Source organism: Tsuneonella aeria, from assembly GCF_009827495.1.
GTDB lineage: Bacteria > Pseudomonadota > Alphaproteobacteria > Sphingomonadales > Sphingomonadaceae > Tsuneonella > Tsuneonella aeria.
The window spans coordinates 330108-348781 of the sequence record NZ_WTZA01000001.1 but is presented as its reverse complement, the minus strand read 5'-3'; the positions used below and the strand labels follow the sequence as shown (position 1 = coordinate 348781).

14 protein-coding genes are annotated in these 18674 nt (G+C 65.6%); 5 read left to right on the top strand and 9 right to left on the bottom strand.

The window, feature by feature from the left end:
* Positions 1-3: 3 nt before the first annotated feature.
* Complete coding sequence (gene recG / locus GRI40_RS01700; RefSeq protein ID WP_160609743.1) at positions 4-2064, bottom strand: ATP-dependent DNA helicase RecG; 2061 nt, start codon at positions 2062-2064, stop codon at positions 4-6.
* 142 nt (positions 2065-2206) lie between these two features.
* Between recG and GRI40_RS01695 the strand changes: the two genes are divergently transcribed.
* The 3 genes from GRI40_RS01695 to mfd all read left to right on the top strand — a co-directional run bounded on the left by GRI40_RS01695 (position 2207) and on the right by mfd (position 6671).
* Positions 2207-2719 (top strand): hemerythrin domain-containing protein, encoded by a 513-nt coding sequence (locus GRI40_RS01695; protein WP_160609742.1) that lies wholly within the window; start codon positions 2207-2209, stop codon positions 2717-2719.
* A gap of 44 nt (positions 2720-2763) precedes the next feature.
* A complete protein-coding gene (locus GRI40_RS01690) occupies positions 2764-3051 on the top strand; it encodes an FAD assembly factor SdhE (RefSeq protein WP_160609741.1) in 288 nt (95 codons plus the stop codon).
* A gap of 137 nt (positions 3052-3188) precedes the next feature.
* The gene (mfd, locus tag GRI40_RS01685; RefSeq protein ID WP_160609740.1) at positions 3189-6671 is read left to right on the top strand and encodes a transcription-repair coupling factor; all 3483 of its coding nucleotides are present in this window, start codon (positions 3189-3191) and stop codon (positions 6669-6671) included.
* 265 nt (positions 6672-6936) lie between these two features.
* Here mfd and GRI40_RS01680 read toward each other — a convergent pair whose 3' ends face one another.
* The 4 genes from GRI40_RS01680 to GRI40_RS01665 all read right to left on the bottom strand — a co-directional run bounded on the left by GRI40_RS01680 (position 6937) and on the right by GRI40_RS01665 (position 12450).
* On the bottom strand, positions 6937-9288 hold the full coding sequence (locus tag GRI40_RS01680; RefSeq protein WP_160609739.1) for an EAL domain-containing protein: 2352 nt from the start codon (positions 9286-9288) through the stop codon (positions 6937-6939).
* A gap of 224 nt (positions 9289-9512) precedes the next feature.
* Positions 9513-10331, bottom strand: a complete 819-nt coding sequence (locus GRI40_RS01675) for an outer membrane protein assembly factor BamD (protein ID WP_160609738.1) — start codon at positions 10329-10331, stop codon at positions 9513-9515.
* 128 nt (positions 10332-10459) lie between these two features.
* Positions 10460-12277, bottom strand: coding sequence for a translation elongation factor 4 (lepA, locus tag GRI40_RS01670; RefSeq protein ID WP_160609737.1), 1818 nt, complete (start codon positions 12275-12277; stop codon positions 10460-10462).
* A gap of 11 nt (positions 12278-12288) precedes the next feature.
* The gene (locus GRI40_RS01665) at positions 12289-12450 is read right to left on the bottom strand and encodes a hypothetical protein (protein ID WP_160609736.1); all 162 of its coding nucleotides are present in this window, start codon (positions 12448-12450) and stop codon (positions 12289-12291) included.
* Positions 12451-12599: 149 nt separating this feature from the next.
* Here GRI40_RS01665 and GRI40_RS01660 point away from each other — a divergent pair, with 149 nt between their 5' ends.
* Together GRI40_RS01660 and GRI40_RS01655 are read left to right on the top strand one after the other, a co-directional pair.
* Complete coding sequence (locus GRI40_RS01660) at positions 12600-13919, top strand: FAD-dependent oxidoreductase (RefSeq protein WP_160609735.1); 1320 nt, start codon at positions 12600-12602, stop codon at positions 13917-13919.
* 46 nt (positions 13920-13965) lie between these two features.
* Positions 13966-14793, top strand: a complete 828-nt coding sequence (locus GRI40_RS01655; RefSeq protein ID WP_160609734.1) for a glycosyltransferase — start codon at positions 13966-13968, stop codon at positions 14791-14793.
* Positions 14794-14805: 12 nt separating this feature from the next.
* Here GRI40_RS01655 and dnaN read toward each other — a convergent pair whose 3' ends face one another.
* The 4 genes from dnaN to GRI40_RS01635 all read right to left on the bottom strand — a co-directional run bounded on the left by dnaN (position 14806) and on the right by GRI40_RS01635 (position 18646).
* Complete coding sequence (gene dnaN, locus GRI40_RS01650) at positions 14806-15933, bottom strand: DNA polymerase III subunit beta (RefSeq protein WP_160609733.1); 1128 nt, start codon at positions 15931-15933, stop codon at positions 14806-14808.
* Between the two features lie 168 nt (positions 15934-16101).
* Entirely contained in the window at positions 16102-16854 is a 753-nt protein-coding gene (gene fabG, locus GRI40_RS01645; protein WP_160609732.1) for a 3-oxoacyl-[acyl-carrier-protein] reductase, read from the bottom strand.
* Entirely contained in the window at positions 16854-17792 is a 939-nt protein-coding gene (gene fabD / locus GRI40_RS01640; protein WP_160609731.1) for an ACP S-malonyltransferase, read from the bottom strand. Before fabD ends, fabG begins: the two co-directional genes overlap by 1 nt.
* A gap of 26 nt (positions 17793-17818) precedes the next feature.
* The gene (locus GRI40_RS01635) at positions 17819-18646 is read right to left on the bottom strand and encodes an LD-carboxypeptidase (RefSeq protein ID WP_160609730.1); all 828 of its coding nucleotides are present in this window, start codon (positions 18644-18646) and stop codon (positions 17819-17821) included.
* Positions 18647-18674 lie beyond the last annotated feature (28 nt).

The following is an 18674-nucleotide window of genomic DNA, read 5'->3' as shown; positions in this document are numbered from 1 at the left end:
CCGCTACCCTCCCCGCAGGAGCTGGACCCCCCAGTCCCGTTCGAAGAGATAGAGCAGGATCCGGGCCGCCGCCCCTCTTTCTCCCGAGAGCCCGCCGTCACGATCCATCAACAGCCGCGCATCGTCGTGCGCCAGGGGGAGCAGGCGCTGGATCTGGTCGAGATCGGCGATGCGGAAGGGCGTGTCACCCGACTGTCGGGTGCCCAGCAGCTCGCCCCCGCCGCGCAGCCGTAGATCCTCCTCGGCCAGGCGAAATCCGTCCTGCGTCTCGCGCATGAGGGCGAGGCGCTGCTTGCCAGTTTCGCTCAGCGCATCGCCGCGCAGGAGCACGCAGACCGACTTCTTGTCGCCCCGCCCCACGCGCCCGCGCAACTGGTGCAACTGGGCAAGGCCGAACCGTTCGGCCTGCTCGATCACCATCAGCGTGGCGTTGGGGACGTCCACCCCCACCTCGATCACCGTGGTCGCGACGAGAAGCCGGGCCCGCCCGGAGGCGAACCGCTCCATCGCGGCGTCTTTCTCCTCAGGGCGAAGCTGCCCGTGGACCAGCACGATGTCATCGCCGAAACGCGCCTTCAGCGAAGCGTAACGCGCCTCGGCCGCGGCGATGTCCTCCGTCTCCAGTTCGCGGACCATCGGGCACACCCAGTACGCCTGCGCGCCTGCTTCCATCTGGGCCGCCAGACGTTCCACCACCTCGGGCAATCGCTCAGCCGCGATGACGACCGTGTCGATCGCCTGACGGCCCGGCGGCATCTCGTCGAGGCGGCTGACATCCATCTCGCCGTACTGGGCCAGGGTCAGAGTGCGGGGGATCGGGGTGGCGGTCATGGCCAGGGTATGCGGCGTCACGCGCCCCTTGCTCGCCAGCATCAGCCGCTGGGACACGCCGAACCGGTGCTGCTCGTCGATCACCACCAGGCCGAGGTTGCGATAGGCGACCGCGTCCTGGAAGATGGCGTGCGTGCCGACGACGATCGGAATGCTGCCATCCTGCAGCCCCATCAGGATCGATTCGCGGGCACGCCCCTTGTCGCGGCCGGTGAGCAGGGCGATCTCGACCCCGGTCGGCGCCAGCATGCGGCGCAGTGTCTCGAAATGCTGGCGCGCCAGTATCTCCGTGGGCGCGAGGAGCGCCGCCTGCGCCCCCGCCTCCACCGCGATCAGCATGGCTTCCAGCGCCACGACAGTCTTGCCCGATCCCACATCGCCCTGCAGCAGCCGGAGCATCGGGACACCCTGGGCAAGGTCGCCTGCGATCTCGTCGATCGAGCGGCGCTGCGCTCCGGTCAGTGGAAACGGCAGCGCGAGTTTCGCCCGGAGTGATCTGTCGCCTTGCAGCGCCTGTCCGCGCCGGCGGCGATTGTCCGCGCGGACCAGCATGAGCGCCAGGCTGTTGGCGAACAGTTCGTCATAGGCCAACCGGTCGCGCGCTGCCTGATGCGCGCCGCGGTGCGCGAGCGGCAGGGCCTCCGCCCACGCCGGCCACCCCGCGGAGGCGAGCTGGGAAGGTTCGATCCATTCGGGGAGATCGGGAAGCCGCGCCAGCGCCTGCGCGACCAGGCCCGCGACCTTGGGCTGGGTGAAGCCTTCCGACAGGGCATAGACCGGCTCGTTCAGCGTTCCCAGCAGACCGCTGCTGTCCTCGGCCACGTGTTCCGGGTGAACGATCTGGAGCATCTGGCCATACTGGTCCAGCCGCCCCGCCACCCAGCGGCGCTCGCCCACCGGCAGCTGCTTTCGCGCCGTGTAGCTCGCCTTCCCGAAGTAGGTCAGCGATACCACGTTCCCGAGCGCATCGTACGCCATCACGTTGTATGGCCCCCGGCCGCTGCGGGCCGCGCGGTGTTCGCTCACCGTCAGCGGCACCACGATCTGTTCGCCGACGCTCGCGTGGCCGAGATTTTCCACCGGCCGCCGGGTCACGAACCGGTCTGGCAGGTGGTACGCCACGTCGCGTACGCGGGTCAGGCCGAGCTTTTCCAGCGGCCGCGCGACCTTCGGCCCGACCCCGTCCAGCGAATCGGCCGGGGCGAACAGAGGGTTGAGCACTTCGGGGCGCATGGCGCGCCTTAGAACAAGTTAGGCGTGTTTCGTCACCCCTGCTGGCGTGTTGGCAGCACATGCCAAATGTTAAGCAGGAACCAGTCCCGCACCTCGCCGCTTTAGCGGACGACACCACCCATCCGCCAACCGGAGAACCAGAATGGCCACCAGGGAATTCACCGACGCGATCATGCTGCTCAAGAACGACCACCGCGAGGTCGAGGACCTGTTCACGAAGTTCGAAAAGGCCGGCGACTCGGGCCGGAAGTGGCAGATTGCCCAGCAGATTTGCAACGAGCTCAAGATCCACTCGCTGCTGGAAGAAGAAATCTTCTACCCGGCGACCAAGGACGTGGTGGAAGAAGACCTCTACAAGGAAGCCCATGTCGAGCATGACGGGGCGAGCGTGCTGATCAACGACATCATGGAATCCGGGGGCGAAGGGGAATTCTTCGAAGCCAAGGTGAAAGTCCTGCAGGAGCAGATCGAGCACCACGTGAAAGAAGAGGAACAGCCCAAGGAAGGCTATTTCGCCCAGGTGCGCGACAGCGACGTGGATGTCGTGTCGATGCTCGACCAGATGATCGCGCGCAAGGAAGAGCTGAAGGCGCAGGCCGAGGCTGGCGGTCTGCCGCCCGCCGAGCTGACCGCGGTGGACGCGGACGCCAGCTGAATCCCCGGATGACGGCCACGGCCATGGCGGCTAGGGACGCCGCCATGGCCAGCGCCCCTCCCCCTGCAGACCGTCTCGCCGCACGTCTCGCCCGCGCGCGTTTCCGCGCCTGGCACCGCGGCACGCGCGAGGCTGATTACATGATCGGCGGCTTCTACGATCGCTATGGCGAGAGCTGGGACGAGGCGGGTCTCGCTTGGTTCGAAGCCTTGCTCGAAGAAGACGATGTGGACGTGATGGCCTGGGCACTCGGCGTCGAGCAGCCGCCAGATCATCTCGCCGGGGAGCAGATGGTCCTGATGCGGAAACTTGATTACGTCGCCATCGGATGAATCGCCGGGCGGACCGGAAACCGGTTGCCGCGCGCCGCGTTCGCACTATCTGACATGGCCCCGACTGTCCCGATCCGCGCGCGGATCGGGCGCCGCCGCGTGCGCGCCTGCCCGGTAACCCACCGTCCGGAAAACACATGCCCGACCTCAAGACGATCCTCACCGCCCGTCAGCCGCTGACACTCTCGTCCATCCCGCGCGGGGCACAGCCGCTGGTGATGGCCGACCTTGCCCGTGCGGCAAAGGGACGTGCGGTTTTCGTCGCGCCCGACGAGGCCGCCATGCGCTCGGTCGCGGATGCGGCGCACTACTTCGCGCCGGAGCTGGAGGTCATCGAGTTCCCGGCATGGGACTGCCTTCCGTATGACCGCGCAAGCCCTGCCCTGGCAGTGAGCGCGAGAAGGCTGGCGGCGCTCCATCGGCTGCAAGCGGGCGGCAAGGCGCCGCAACTCCTCGTAACCACTTCCAACGCCCTGCTCCAGCGTGTGCTCACCCCCTTCCGCGTGCGCGAGGCGGTGCAGGAACTGAAGCCCGGCATGGTCATCGCGCGCGAAGCGCTGATCACTCTGCTGCAGCGGCAGGGATACAACCGTACCGATACCGTGATCGATCATGGCGAATTCGCGGTGCGCGGTTCGATCTTCGACGTGTTCCCCTCCGGCATCGAATCCGGCCTGCGGCTCGATTTCTTCGGCGACGACCTGGAATCGCTGCGCCTGTTCGACCCCACCACGCAGATGACCACGGGCACGCTCGACCGGCACCTGCTTCTCCCTGCGAGCGAGGCGCTGCTCGATGCCGATACGATCAAGCGGTTCCGTTCGCGCTATCGCGAAATGTTCGGCGCCAATGCCACGCAGGACCCGCTCTACCAGGCGATCAGCGACGGCCGCCGGCTTGCCGGGATGGAGCACTGGCTACCCCTGTTCGAGGACCGGCTCGCCACGCTGTTCGATCACCTGTCAGGCGAGGACCTGATCGTCATCGACAGCGCCGCGGTGACCGCCGCGGAAGAGCGCTTCGGCGACATTGCCGATTACCACCGCCAGCGCGAGGAAGGGACCTATCGCCCCCTCCCCGAAGACGCGCTCTACCTAACGCAAGACGAGCTGGCGGCGCAGATGCGCGACCGGCCGATACACCGCGCGTCGATCTTCGCTGAGCCCGAGGGGCCTGCCGTGGTCGATTTCGGGTTCCAGTCGGGGCGCGATTTCGCGCCGGAGCGCGCCCGCATCGCGAACGGATCGGGCGACAATCTCTACGCCGCGGCGGCGGATCACCTGAAGGCAGTGGGCAAGGCCGGCAAGCGCCCGCTCCTGGCCGCCTATTCCAAGGGCAGCCGCGCCCGTATCGCGTCGATCGTTACGGAAGCTGGCGCACCGATGGAACTGGCCGAAAGCTGGCAGGAAGCACTCGGCATGTCGGCCAAGGGCCGCGCCGTCGCCATCGTCCTGCCGCTCGAAACCGGGTTCGCCAGCGAACAGATCGATTTCGTTACCGAGGCGGACCTGTTGGGCGACAGGCTGGTCCGGCGCAAGAAACGCCGCAAGAGCGCGGACGCCTTCCTCGCCGAGCTCCAGGCGCTCAACGCCGGGGACCTGGTCGTCCACATCGATCACGGCATCGGCAAGTACCTGGGGCTGGAAGCGATCCCCGTCGGCAAGTCGCAGCACGACTGCGTGATGCTGGAATACCACGGCGGCGACAAGCTCTACGTCCCGGTCGAGAACCTCGAGGTGCTCAGCCGTTACGGATCGAGCGAGGAGATGGTCGGGCTCGATCGGCTGGGCGGAGAGGCCTGGCAGAAGCGCCGCTCGCGCCTCAAGGAACGCATCCGCGAGATCGCCCACGAACTGCTGCGCACCGCGGCCGCCCGCGCGTTGCGCAAGGCTGCCGTGGTCGAGACGGAGGAAGCGAGCTTCAACCAGTTCGTCGACCGCTTCCCGTGGGAGGAAACCGACGATCAGGACCGCGCCATCGACGAGGTGCTGGAAGATCTCGCCAGTGGCCGCCCGATGGACCGCCTGGTGTGCGGCGACGTGGGCTTCGGCAAGACGGAAGTCGCGCTGCGGGCCGCCTTCGCCACCGCAATGAGCGGGCGGCAGGTCGCGGTGGTCGCGCCCACCACCCTGCTCGCCCGCCAGCACCACGAGAACTTCGCGGCGCGTTTCTCCGGCTTTCCGCTCAAGGTCGGGCGGCTCAGCCGGCTGGTCACGGCGAAGGAAATGTCAGAGACCCGCGACGGGCTGGCCAGCGGCGATATCGACGTGGTGGTGGGCACGCACGCCATCCTGTCGAAGAGCACGCAGTTCAAGAATCTCGGCCTGGTGATCGTGGACGAGGAACAGCGCTTCGGCGTGACGCACAAGGAGAAGCTCAAGCAGCTGCGCGCGGACGTCCACGTGCTTACCCTCACCGCGACGCCCATCCCCCGCACGCTGCAGATGGCGATGAGCGGGCTGCGCGAGCTTTCGACCATCCAGACCCCGCCGGTCGATCGTCTCGCGGTGCGGACCTACGTCATGGAATGGGACGACATGGTGATGCGCGAGGCGCTGCTGCGCGAACATCACCGCGGCGGCCAGAGCTTCATCGTGGTGCCGCGCATCGCCGACATGCCGCAGGTGGAACAGTGGCTCGCCAGCCATGTGCCGGAAGTGAAATCCATCAGCGCACACGGGCAGATGAGCCCCACCGAGGTGGAAGAACGGATGAGCGCGTTCTACGACGGGCGCTACGAAGTGCTGCTGTCGACGACGATCGTCGAAAGCGGGCTCGATATCCCGAGCGCCAACACGATCGTCATTCACCGGGCCGACCGGTTCGGTCTGGCGCAGTTGTACCAGCTCCGCGGACGGGTCGGCCGATCGAAGCGGCGCGCGTACGCCTACCTCACCACGACCCCCGACACGGCGCTCAGCGAAGTCGCGGAAAAACGCCTGAAGGTCCTGGGCGATCTCGATTCGCTGGGCGCCGGGTTTCAGCTGGCCAGCCACGATCTCGACATCCGGGGGGCCGGCAACCTGCTGGGTGACGAACAATCCGGCCATATCCGCGAAGTGGGCTTCGAGTTGTACCAATCCATGCTGGAGGACGCGATCCTGGCCGCCAAGGCGGGCGACTCCGGCGTCGTGCGGGAGGCGGGCCCCTCGCCCCAGATCACCGTCGATGCGCCGATCATGATCCCCGAGGATTACGTGCCGGACCTCGCCGTACGCATGGCGATTTACCGGCGGCTCAACGACGCGCGCGATCAGGGCGAGATCGAAGGACTGGCGGCCGAGATGATCGACAGGTTCGGCCCCCTGCCGCCGGCGACCGCCAACCTCGTCAAGCTGATCGAGATCAAGCACCGCGCGATCGAGGCCAATATCGCCAAGATCGACGTCGGCGCCCGGGGCACGCTGGTCACGTTCCACAACGACGATTTTCCCGACCCGGCCGGATTGCTGGCGTGGGTAGAGCGGGTCGGACCGGACGCCCGGTTACGCCCGGACATGAAGCTTGTCCTCTCGCGCGCATGGGGCGATGCGAACAGCCGTCTCAACGGTCTGCTGCAGCTCACCAAGGGGCTGAGCGGGGTGGCCCGGCGCGCAGGGAAGGCGAAGAAGGCGGCATGATCGGGTGTGGCGATGTTCACGTGTGCATTGGTGATTCGCCGTTAACCATTTGATTTCGCGACCATGTCGCCAAATCCGTCCCTGAATCAAAAAGCCCCGGAAAAACCGGGGCTTTTCAATTCTTTCGATTGGCTCAGCGACCGCCGAAAAGTTCGGTCATCCAGTCCCAGATGCCCACGGTGAGCTTGAACAGCATGGTTTTCCTCCTGTTTGCACGGGCGTGCTAACAAAAGGCGTTACCAAAATCTTAAGGGTAAATAAACTGTTAAGCGGCCACGGCTTTGTCCCGGAGTTGTGGCAGTAGCTGGGCCATCGGGATGGCCTTCGAGAAATGATACCCTTGGGCCGCGTCGCATCCCATTTCGTGAAGGCGCTGCACCAGCACCGGGCGCTCGACGCCTTCGGCAACGGCGATCCGCCCGAGTGAATGGATCATCTCGATCGCAGATCGCACGAGCGCCGCGTCCTCCGCGCAGTTGTCCATGCCGGACACGAAACTGCGATCGATCTTGACCTCGTCCGCCGGAATGCGCCGCAAGTAATGCAGCGAAGCGTGACCCATGCCGAAATCGTCCACCGACAGCTTCACCCCCATCGCTTTGATCTCGGCGAAGACGGCAGCCACGACCTCGTCATTGTCGATCGGGGCAGTCTCGGTGATTTCGATCACCAGGTTGCCGGCAGGAACGCGGTATGCCTTCAGCAACTGGCGAAGCTGGCGTGTGAACAGGGGATCGCGCAGATCGAGCGCGGAAATATTGATGGCGATGCGAAATGCCGGGTCCGCTGCGATCGCGGCCCGCGCCTGGCTCAAGGCGCGATTGAGGACGAAGCGCGTGATCATGTCGACGCGGTTGTGCTCCTCGGCGATCTTGATGACCTTCGATGGATCGATCATCCCGCGAACGGGGTGCCGCCAGCGCAGCAGGGCTTCGGCGCCGATGATTGCGCCGCTCTTCAGAGACACCTTGGGCTGATAGAGGACTTCCACCTCGTTGTGCCGGATGGCGCTTTCAAGCTCGGACAGGATCTCCAGGCGCCAGGCCCGATCCTCGACGATATCCTCCTCGCTGATCATGAAAATCCGGCCGGCACGCGCGGCATCCTCGGCGCACTGGATTGCACTTTCGATCCGCTCGCGCAGTGGCGAAGAGTAATTCGTGTCAGCGCCGATAGCGGTTGCCACGTCGGGCGAATGCGCCCCTACCGTTATGTTGATGTTGAACAGGGCGTGGAGCCCGCGCAAGTGGTCTTCCAGCAGCTCGCCGTCGACACGGGGTTGCAGCCAGACGAACGTGTCTTTTTCAAAAAGGAATTCCGCATCGGGCTGCGTCGCGCGTAGCCGGGCCTGCACTTTGCCGAGCAATTCATCCACCTGCTCTGCGGCCAGGTTTGCACTGATCGTGGCGAAGTTGCGCAGCTTGATGGCCAGCACTTCCGTTCCGCTGTCGCTGCGCATGTCGATCGCCGTCTCGATACGGCGCAAATCGGTCGAGCCCCGGTAAGACATGCGATCGAGCATGTGGAACCGCACCCCGCCGATCGCGAGCGCACAAATTGCGGCAAAGATGTCCACGTTGATGAGGAGGAAGTCCAGTCCAAGAGGCACGATAAGGAGGAGGCCGGCAACGGCCGCGAACTGGGTCCGCGACGGGCGGACGCGCCGGGCCTGGTACAACAGGAACGCGCACGCCACCAGGAAGGGCATTATCCAGCCGGATTCGATGGGAACGCCTTTCTTCAGCGTTTGCGCGCCGACCGCATGAAGGATAGCGCCAGCGACCTTTTGTTGGAACGGTATCGGGTGGAAGTCGTACGTCATCCGGCTTGGTGGGCTAACGACAAAATCCTTGCCCGCTACCGCTGCCCGATCAATGTCCCCGTTGAGAAGATCGAGATAGTGCATTGTGGGCACTGTCGCGTGGTCGATCGCCAGATCGATCCTGTACATCTGCTCAGGAAGTCGAACGTTCGCCAGTTCTGCTGACAGGGACGGCTTTGCCTCGCCGCCGATTTTACTCTCGGTCGGAAAACGGATAGCGAGGCCAAGCGGACCTTCCTGGCCAAGTATACTTACAATGTTCACATGCGGCGCAAAGTAAGGATTGGGCTTCAGGTTCAGGTTTTCACCGCTGATGCGCTTAACGTTGGGAACCGCCCCAACGAACACCCGGCCACGATACCGCTTGAAGGCCTCGACCAGCTTGGCGTCTTCCGCTGGCGTCGACAGGTCGGCGTAGGCGCGGTCGAAGAACACCCGCTTGGCGCCCATGGCGAACAGGTTGTCGAGCAGCTTCGCGTCGTCGCTGCGCCGGGGTTCGTTCCCGCCGAGGACGCTGAGCGAGTATTCGTCGACATTCACCACGACAATCGATTGATCGGCCGGGTGTTCGCGCACCATGGCGCGCACGGCGCGGAAGGCGTCTTCCAGCGGTTCGAACAGTTCGATCGCGCCGGAGATCAGGCCGAGACCGATCGCCCATGCCAGAATCCGGGTGCGCGGATCGATCGGCCGACCGCGGCGTCGCCACGCGAGCGCACGGCGCAGCCAGGCGCGCAAGGGTCCCACCCTCGCCCGCTGTCCGTCTGCCGTGGACTTGTCTGCGACTGTACCCATTCGATGCGGCAGATTTTGCCGCCTCCGTTGCGATTGGCCGGAGCCGCGCTCAGTCTAGGAGGGTAATGGGTAAAAATTCGTAACCGAGGCAGAACGCCGTTTTACCGGAGAACGCGGGCGGTTCGTTGCACCGGAATTTACCATGTCCGGTAAGGCGGAACTGACCATACCGGCACGCCGCCCTACCCCATCTCCCGGGGCGGGTTCGAGGCGAAATTCCGGGACTAGCTTGCGGTAACGCCAGCGGCGTTCTTCTGCACCAGCTTGTAGGCTTTCTCGTACCACTCGCTGCCCGGGTAGTTCGCGCCGAGCACGGCGGTGTACTTCACCGCCTCTTCCGGCACGCCCAGGGCGAGGCTCGTTTCGGCGAGGCGGTAGAGGGCTTCGGGCGCGTGGCTGGTGGTCTGGTAGTTGTCGACCACGTTCTGGAACCGGATCTGCGCCGCCAGCCAGCTCCCCGACCGTTCGTAGAAGCGCCCGATCTCCATCTCCTTACCGGCGAGGTGATCCTGCACCAGGTCCAGCTTGAGCTTCGCATCGCTTGCATACTCAGTCGCGGGGTAGCGACGGATCAATTCCTGCAGCGCGGTGCGCGTCTGCTCCGTCACCTTCTGGTCACGCTCCACGTCGCTGATCTGCTCGTAATAGCTGAGCGCGATCAGGTAATAGGCATATGGCGCATCGCGGTTGCCGGGGTGGATGGAGAGGAACCGCTGCGCGCTCTCCACCGACTTGTTGTAATCGCGCGCCACGTAGTAGCTGAACGCGCTCATCAACTGGGCGCGGCGGGCCCACGGCGAATAGGGATGCTGGCGCTCCACCTCGTCGAACAGCGCGGCGGCGAGCTTCGGCTGCCCGCGATCGAGCCGGTCCTTCGCCGCGGCGTAGAGCGATTCCACGTCCCGCGCGACATAGCTGGTATCCTGCGGACCGCTGCTGCGCCCGGCACATGCCGAAAGAGCGAGCGAGAGGCCGACTGCGGCCGCCACCGCCAGGCGGCGCGACGAAGGGGTGCGGGGCGAAGCGCGAAGGGGCGTCTGCATAGGCCGCGCCTATAACGCCGGCCCGCGTGAACGCAAAGTGAAGTTGCCGCCCTCGTCCACGCTGTCCTGCCCGCGTTCAGGCAATCGTTTCAGGAAGGGCCCGGAAACGCTTTCACCATGGCTGGCGATCACTCCTCGCCCATGCGCAACGCCGCGATGAACGCCTCCTGCGGAATGCTCACGTTCCCGTACTCCCGCATCCGCGCCTTGCCCTTCTTCTGCTTCTCCAGCAGCTTCTTCTTGCGGCTGATGTCGCCGCCATAGCACTTGGCGGTCACGTCCTTGCGCAGGGCGGCGATTGTCTCGCGGGCGATCACCTTGCCGCCGATCGCGGCCTGGATGGGGATCTTGAACAGGTGGCGGGGGATGAGGTCCTTCAGCCGTTCGCACATGCCGCGCCCGCGCGCCTCCGCGACGGAGCGGTGGACGATCATGGACAGGGCGTCGACCGGCTCGTTGTTGACGAGGATGCTCATCTTCACGAGGTCGCCTTCGCGCAGGCCGATCTGTTCGTAGTCGAAGCTGGCATATCCGCGGCTGATCGATTTCAGGCGGTCGTAAAAATCGAACACCACTTCGTTCAGCGGCAGTTCGTAGCTCACTTGCGCGCGGCCGCCGACATACGTCAGGTCGGTCTGGATACCGCGCCGGTCCTGGCACAGCTTGAGTATGGAACCGAGGTATTCGTCGGGGGTGTAGATCGTCGCCTTGATCCACGGCTCCTCGATCGTCTCGATCCGGCTGGGATCGGGGTAATCTGCCGGGTTGTGGAGCATGATCTCGCGCGCGTCGTCGTTGCGGCTGGCGCGGAGCTGGATGCGATAGACGACCGATGGCGCCGTGGTGATGAGGTCGAGATCGTATTCGCGGGTCAGCCGTTCCTGGATGATCTCTAGGTGCAGCAGGCCGAGGAATCCGCAGCGAAAACCGAAGCCCAGCGCCGCGCTCGATTCCATCTCGAAGCTGAAGCTGGCGTCGTTGAGGCGCAGGCGGGCGATCGATTCGCGTAGTTTCTCGAAGTCGGCGGCGTCGACCGGGAACATGCCGCAGAACACGACCGGCTGCACCTCCTTGTAACCGGCCAGCGCCTCGGTGGCTCCGCCCTTCACCGTGGTGATCGTGTCACCGACGCGGGCCTGTTCCACTTCCTTGATCTGGGCGGTGATGTAGCCGATCTCGCCCGGCCCCAGTTCCGGCAGGTCGACGCGCTTGGGGGTGAAGGCGCCCACGCGGTCGATGAGGTGCTGCGTGCCGCCCTGCATGAAGGTGACGTGCAGGCCCTTGCGGATCGCGCCGTCGATCACGCGCACAAGGATCACCACGCCGAGGTAGGGATCGTACCAGCTGTCCACCAGCATGGCCTTGAGCGGCGCGTCGCGGTCGCCCGCGGGCGGCGGGATGCGGGCGACGACGGCTTCCAGCACGTCCTCGATCCCGATGCCGGACTTGGCGGACGTGAGCACGGCTTCGGACGCATCGATGCCGATGATATCCTCGATCTCGGCGCGGACCTTTTCGGGTTCGGCGGCGGGCAGGTCGATCTTGTTGATGACGGGCACGATCTCGTGGTCATGCTCGATGGACTGGTACACGTTGGCGAGGGTCTGCGCCTCCACCCCTTGCGCCGCGTCGACCACCAGCAGCGCGCCTTCGCACGCGGCGAGGGAGCGGCTCACTTCGTACGCGAAGTCGACGTGGCCGGGCGTGTCCATGAGGTTGAGGGCGTATGTCTCGCCGTCCTTTGCAGTGTAGCTGAGACGGACCGTCTGGGCCTTGATAGTGATGCCCCGTTCGCGTTCAATGTCCATGTTATCAAGGACTTGTTCGCTCATCTCACGGTCCGTAAGTCCACCGGTCGCCTGGATCAAGCGATCCGCCAGGGTGCTCTTCCCATGGTCGATGTGGGCGATTATGCTGAAATTGCGTATGCGCTGAAGGTCGGTCATCGTCGGCGCCCTTAGCCGCGCGCGGGCGGCCTGTCAGCAGTCACGCCGTTCCAGACGTGGGGGAAACCGCCGCTTGCCGGGACACGCGCGATTTTGCGCCAGGCGATCCGCACCAGCCGCCCTCCCTTCAGCCCTTCGATGGCGCGTTGCCGCTGCGCAAGACCACGCCGCATCAGCGAATGGCTCGCTTGCCAAGCAACAGGGCGCCGTGCATGAATTGCCAAATCAAACAGCGCCCGGGAGATCGACCCATGCGAGCCCCTCCAATGGTTGAACGCGTCCGCCGGGCGATTGTCCCCTTGGCCGGGAGCGGCCAGACCGCGTGACCGTTCATCTCGCGATCGTCGGCTCGGGTCCTGCGGGATATTACACGGCGGAAGCCGCGCAGAGAAAGTGGGGCGACGACGTCCGGGTGGACGTGTTCGATACGCTGCCGGTGCCCTATGGCCTGATCCGGACCGGGGTTGCACCCGATCACCAGTCGATCAAGGGGGTCAGCCGCCGATACGAGGCGACCGCCCTCAGCGAGAATGTCCGCTTCGTCGGCAATGTAACGATCGGCGAGGACGTGTCGGTCGAGGAACTGCAGGACCTGTACGACGCCATCATCCTCGCGACCGGCGCTCCGCACGATCGGCCGCTCGGCCTGCCGGGCGAGGATCTGGCCAACGTGTTTGGCAGTGCCGCGTTCGTCGGTTGGTATAACGGCCACCCCGCCTTCACCGATCTCGATCCGGACCTATCCGGAGCGAACGCTGTCGTCATCGGCATGGGCAACGTGGCGCTGGATGTTGCGCGTATCCTGGCCAAGACGGAGGAGGAGTTCGCCGGAAGCGATATCGTCTCGCACGCGCTGGCGGCCTTACGCGATGCGTGCGTTTCCACGATCACCATCGTCGGCCGGCGCGGCCCGCACCAGATCATGATGACGCCCAAGGAACTGGGGGAACTGCAGCACCTCTCCCGCGCCGCGCCCCGCGTCGACCCCGCCGATCTTCCCGACGAGGGAGACGATGCCATGCTGGAGCCGGGGCTGCGCAAATCGGTCAGTCACCTGCGCAGTTTTGCTGCACTTTCCGAGGCCGACCGTGCCGCGAAGCCGGTCACCATCGATTTCGACATGTTCGCCTCCCCCGTGCGCATCGTCGGTGAAGGCACGGTACGCGGCGTGGAGGTGGAACGGACCGTGGTGGACGCCGGGCGCGCTGTTGGAACTGGCGAAACATACGTGGTCCCGGCCGATCTGGTCGTCGCGTGCATCGGGTATCGCTCCTCGCCCATACCCGGGGTCCCGTTTGACGAACGGCTGGGACGGTTCCCCAACGACGAGGGACGGATTCTGCCGGGATTGTACGCCGTCGGTTGGGCGCGGCGGGGGCCGACAGGAACGATCGGCACGAACCGGCCCGACGGGTTCGGGGTGGTCGATCGCATCGCCGAAGACCTGGCGTCCGGTGCGATCGGCGCGGCATCGAAGGATGGGCGCGCAGGTTTCGACCGGCTCGCTGCCGAACGCGCCCTGGATATCGTCACCTTCCGCGACTGGAAGAAGATCGAGGAAGCAGAAGCCAGCGCCGCGCGCGCGGGCTCTCCGCGGGAAAAGTTCGTCGACATCGAAAGCATGATCCGCGCGCGCGGATGATCGGCGCGCACTCGACTCGCTATCCCGCGAGCACTAACCGGCCGCGATGATCAGCCACGTCATCCTGACCCGTTTCAACCTGGCGACCCCGGGGCGCGAACAGACGCTGCGGTCCGATCCAGCGTGGCTCGCCGGGCGGTTCGACCTTTTCGAACGATATTGCCTGCCCAGCGTCGCCGCCCAAACCGACCCGGATTTCGACTGGATAGTATTGTTCGACGACGAGACCGGCGATGATGCCCGCGCGCGTATCGTCGCGGCGCAGGCGGTGTTCCCATTCCGCGCCGTTTTCACACCCATGTTCCCGCACGGCAAATGGGCGGCTTTCACCCGCTCCGTTATCGGACCGCCGCAACCCGGCCGCCTGGTCGTCACCTCAAACCTGGACAGCGATGACGGGATCGCCGTGGATTACGTCGCGCGCGTGAAAATGGCGGTGGCGTCTGCCGGCCGGGCACCGCCTTACGCGATCAATTTCACCAGCGGGATCGTGCTGCGCGATGGCATGCGTTACCTTCATCGGCACCGGTCGAGCGCGTTCACCAACCTGGTGGAACACGACACGCCATCGCTGCGTACCGGGAACACCATCAATCACATGGAGATGGTCAAGCACGTTCCGATCCTTCAGGAACGCGGGCCCCCGGCCTGGCTGCAGGTGGTACATGACACCAACGTATCCAATCGCGTCCGCGGGCGACTGCTGACCGACGTGGAGGCGGGACGATTTCCCCCGTCCGTCATCGGCCCTGCCCCCAGGGTTTCGGCACGCCGATGGATAACCGAAAACCTCGCGCTCGGCCCGCTGCGCTGGGGGCGGGACGTTCTGGTGAAACTGTACCGCCTGGTGAGGCCGTGGCGCCCCGCAGGCTGACCGGCCCCGTCCTCAGACCCGCATCGGCATGAGGACGTAGAGCGCCGGGCTCTTTTCATCCTGGCGGATCAGCGTCGGGGCGCCAGGGTCGGCCAGGTGCAGTTCCACCGTGTCGCCATCGATCTGGTGGAGAATGTCCTTCAGGTAATTGGCGTTGAAGCCGATCTCCATCCCTTCGGCCCGGTAGTCGGCGGGCACTTCCTCCGCCGCGGTGCCGTTGTCGGGCGAGGTCACGGACAGCGTCACCTTGTCGCTTTCCAACCCCATCTTCACCGCGCGCGTTTTTTCCGTGGCGATCGTCGCCACGCGGTCCACGCCCTGGTAGAACGACCGCGGATCGAGCTTCAGCAGCTTGTCGTTCGCGGTGGGGATCACCCGCGAATAATCAGGGAACGTCCCGTCGATCAGCTTGCTGGTCAGGACAACGCCGCCCTCCCCGCCCAGGGTGAAGCGGATCTTGCTGGCCGACAGGTCGATCTGGACGTTGCCGTCGAGGGATTCTTCCAGCAGCTTGCGGAGTTCCGCCACGCATTTGCGCGGTACGATCACGTCGGGCATCCCATCGGCGCCTTCCGGGCGGGGCAAGGTGAACCGCGCGAGCCGGTGGCCGTCGGTCGCGGCCGCCTTGAGCACCGGTTGCGCCTCGTCCGACACGTGGAGGAAAATCCCGTTGAGGTAGTAGCGGGTTTCTTCGGTGGAGATGGCGAACCGGGTGCGGTCGATCAGTTCCGCCAGCGTCTTGGCCGGCAATTCGAAGCTGGTCGGCAGATCGCCTTCGACAATCACCGGGAAATCGTCACGCGGCAAGGTGGGCAGAGAGAAGCGGCTGCGCCCGGCCTTCACCGTCATGCGGTTGTCCGCCGTCTCCAGGCTGACCTGGCTTCCTTCCGGCAGCTTGCGCGCGATGTCGAACAACAGGTGGGCGGATACCGTCACGGCGCCCGCACCCTCGACCGAAGCGGCCGCCATCTGTTCGACGACCTGCAGGTCGAGGTCGGTCGCCATGACTTTGAGCGAGCCGCCGTCGGAGGCGTCGATCAGCACGTTCGAGAGGATGGGAATCGTGTTGCGGCGTTCAACCACCGACTGCACGTGGGACAGGCAGCGCAGCAGTGTCGCGCGTTCGATCGTCGCCTTCATCGGTTCCTACTCTTATCCCTCCGTGCGCGCCCGTCTGCCTATCCGGGGCCGGAATCGCCCGCGAGCGCCGGAAATTCGCGATTATCCTTAGCGGGGGGACCGCACCGCACAAGGATGATCGCGGCGATCACAGCGGCGCGGCGCAGATTCCTTGGGGATAACGCCACCTCACGAGATCATCGCCATCCCGCCGTTCACATGCAAGGTCTGGCCGGTGACATATCCTGCTTCGCGCGACGAAAGATAGGCGACGGCTGCGCCGATATCCTCGCCCTCGCCCATGCGTCCCATGGGGATGCGCGCATTGAGGGCATCCTTCTGCGCATCGGGCAGCGTGTCGGTCATGGCGGTGCGGATGAAGCCGGGCGCCACGCAGTTCACGGTGATCCCGCGGCTCGCCAGTTCCTGCGCCATCGCCTTGGACATTGCGGTCAGCCCGCCCTTGGCCGCCGCGTAGTTCGCCTGCCCCGGGTTGCCGGTCGCGCCGACGACGCTGGTAATGGTGACGATGCGGCCGAATCGTGCCTTCATCATGGGCTTGGCCGCGCCGCGCATGAGGCGGAACGCCGCCTCAAGGTTGACCCGGATCACCGCGTCCCATTCCTCGTCCTTCATCCGCATGACGAGGTTGTCGCGCGTGATACCGGCGTTGTTGACGAGGATATCGAGCTTGCCGAACGTATCCATCGCGGCGGGGATCAACTCCTCGACCTGGGCGGTGTTCGACAGATCGCAGGTGATCTCCACGTGATCGCCGCCGATCTCGCGATTGAGCTGCTCGCGAAAGACCCGCAGCTTCTCGCCGTTGGAGCCGGACAGGGCGAGGCGCGCGCCCTGCCGCGCCAGCGCATACGCTATGGCCGAACCAATGCCGCCGCTCGCGCCCGTGACCAGCGCGGTCATGCCCTGGAGGTTGAACATCACGCGATCTCCTTCGCCAAAGCTTCGATATCGGCCATTGTCACCACGCTCCTTGTCACAACATCAGGCGCGCTGCGCCCGATCATGGGACCGAGCACCTTTCCGCCCAGTTCGACGAACGTGTCGACGCCCGATGCCTGCATGGCCAGCACGCTCTCGCGCCAGCGCACCCGGCCGCACACCTGATTGACGAGCAATCCGCGTTCCTCTGCAGGATCGGTGACCTGACCGGCCGTGACGTTGGCGTAGAGCGGCACGCGGAACGGCCGGGGCGGCGTGCGTTCCAGCGCTTCGGCCATCGCATCGGCTGCTGGCTGCATCAACGCGCAGTGAAAAGGTGCCGAAACGGGCAGCACGACGCCGCGCTTAATCCCGTGACCCTTCGCCAGCGCAACCGCGCGCTCGATGGCTTCGCGGTGTCCGGAGAGGACGACCTGCGTGGGATCGTTGTCGTTCGCGACCTGGCAGACCTGCCCTTCGGCAGCAGCATCGGCCAGCGCTTGCGCCTTTTCGAGATCGGCGCCGAGCAACGCGCACATCGCCCCCACGCCCACCGGAACCGCCGCCTGCATGGCCTGCCCGCGCAGCTTCAGCAGCCGCGCCGTGTCCGCCAGCGTGAACGCGCCCGCCGCGCACAGCGCCGTGTATTCTCCGAGCGAATGTCCGGCCACGCAGTCCGCCACGGAATCGAGCGCGACGCCCCCCTCTTTCTCCAGCACCCGCAGAACCGCGATCGCGTGGGCCATTATCGCCGGCTGGGCGTTTTCGGTGAGCGTGAGCGCATCGTCCGGCCCATCCGCCATGATCGCGAACAGTTTCTGGGAAAGCGCGTCGTCGACTTCCTGGAAAACCTCGCGCGCGGCCGCGCTGGCGGCGGCCAGTTCCACGCCCATGCCCACTTTCTGGCTCCCCTGGCCGGGGAAGACGAACGCTTTCATGCAATGCTCCTCTTTGCGACCGCCGCCTATGCGCGCCGGGCGGGCGCCGCAAGGCCGAAGGGCACGATCCGGTTGGCTGCATGATGGCCGACTTCTGCGCGGCCGAGGTAGGGGATGGACGCGCGCTCGCACCAGTAACGCGCGATGTCCTCCGCCTCGCTGCCGAAGGGCCGGTCGTTCTCAGGCACCGCGGTGACCATGCCGAGACGGATGCCGGCGACCCCCGTCAGGTTCGCCGCGACGTGGAAGAACAACCGGTCGATCGCGTAGAGGTGCTCGGCGACTTCCTCGACTATGACGACGTGTCCGCGCAAGTCGGGCATCAGCGGCGTGCCGATGAGCGTCGCCAGCGTCATCAGGTTGAACGCGACCGTGGGCCGGCCATCCAGACGCGGTTCCTGGCCGGCGGCATCGCTGGAAAACCATTGTAGTGCGCGCCGGATCGCCTCGCTCCCGCCGTCCCGCCGGATGTCGAGCGGCATCGGACCGTGCACGGGCCGGCCGATCCTTTCGCGGTACAGGGCCGCCAGCAGGAAGCCGCAGTCGGAATACCCCATGAAGGTCTTGCCGCGCGCGTTCGCACCCAGGCCGGTGACAGCTTCCGATGCTATCCGGTTGGAGCCGTAGCCGCCCTTCGCGAACCAGACCGCTTCTGCCGACGGATCGTTGGCGCATTCGAGCAGCGCGGAAAGGCGCAAGGCATCCGGCCCGGCGAAATGGCCTTCCTGCGCGAAGCACTGTTCGTGAAAGTCCAGATCCAGCGCGGGAAACTCGGATGCCGCCAATGCTGTAACCTCGGCGGCCACATCGCGGGTGATCGGGGTGGCTGGGGCGCAAATGGCGACGCGGGTCATCGCGCCAGCCTTAGCAGCGCTTCCCATC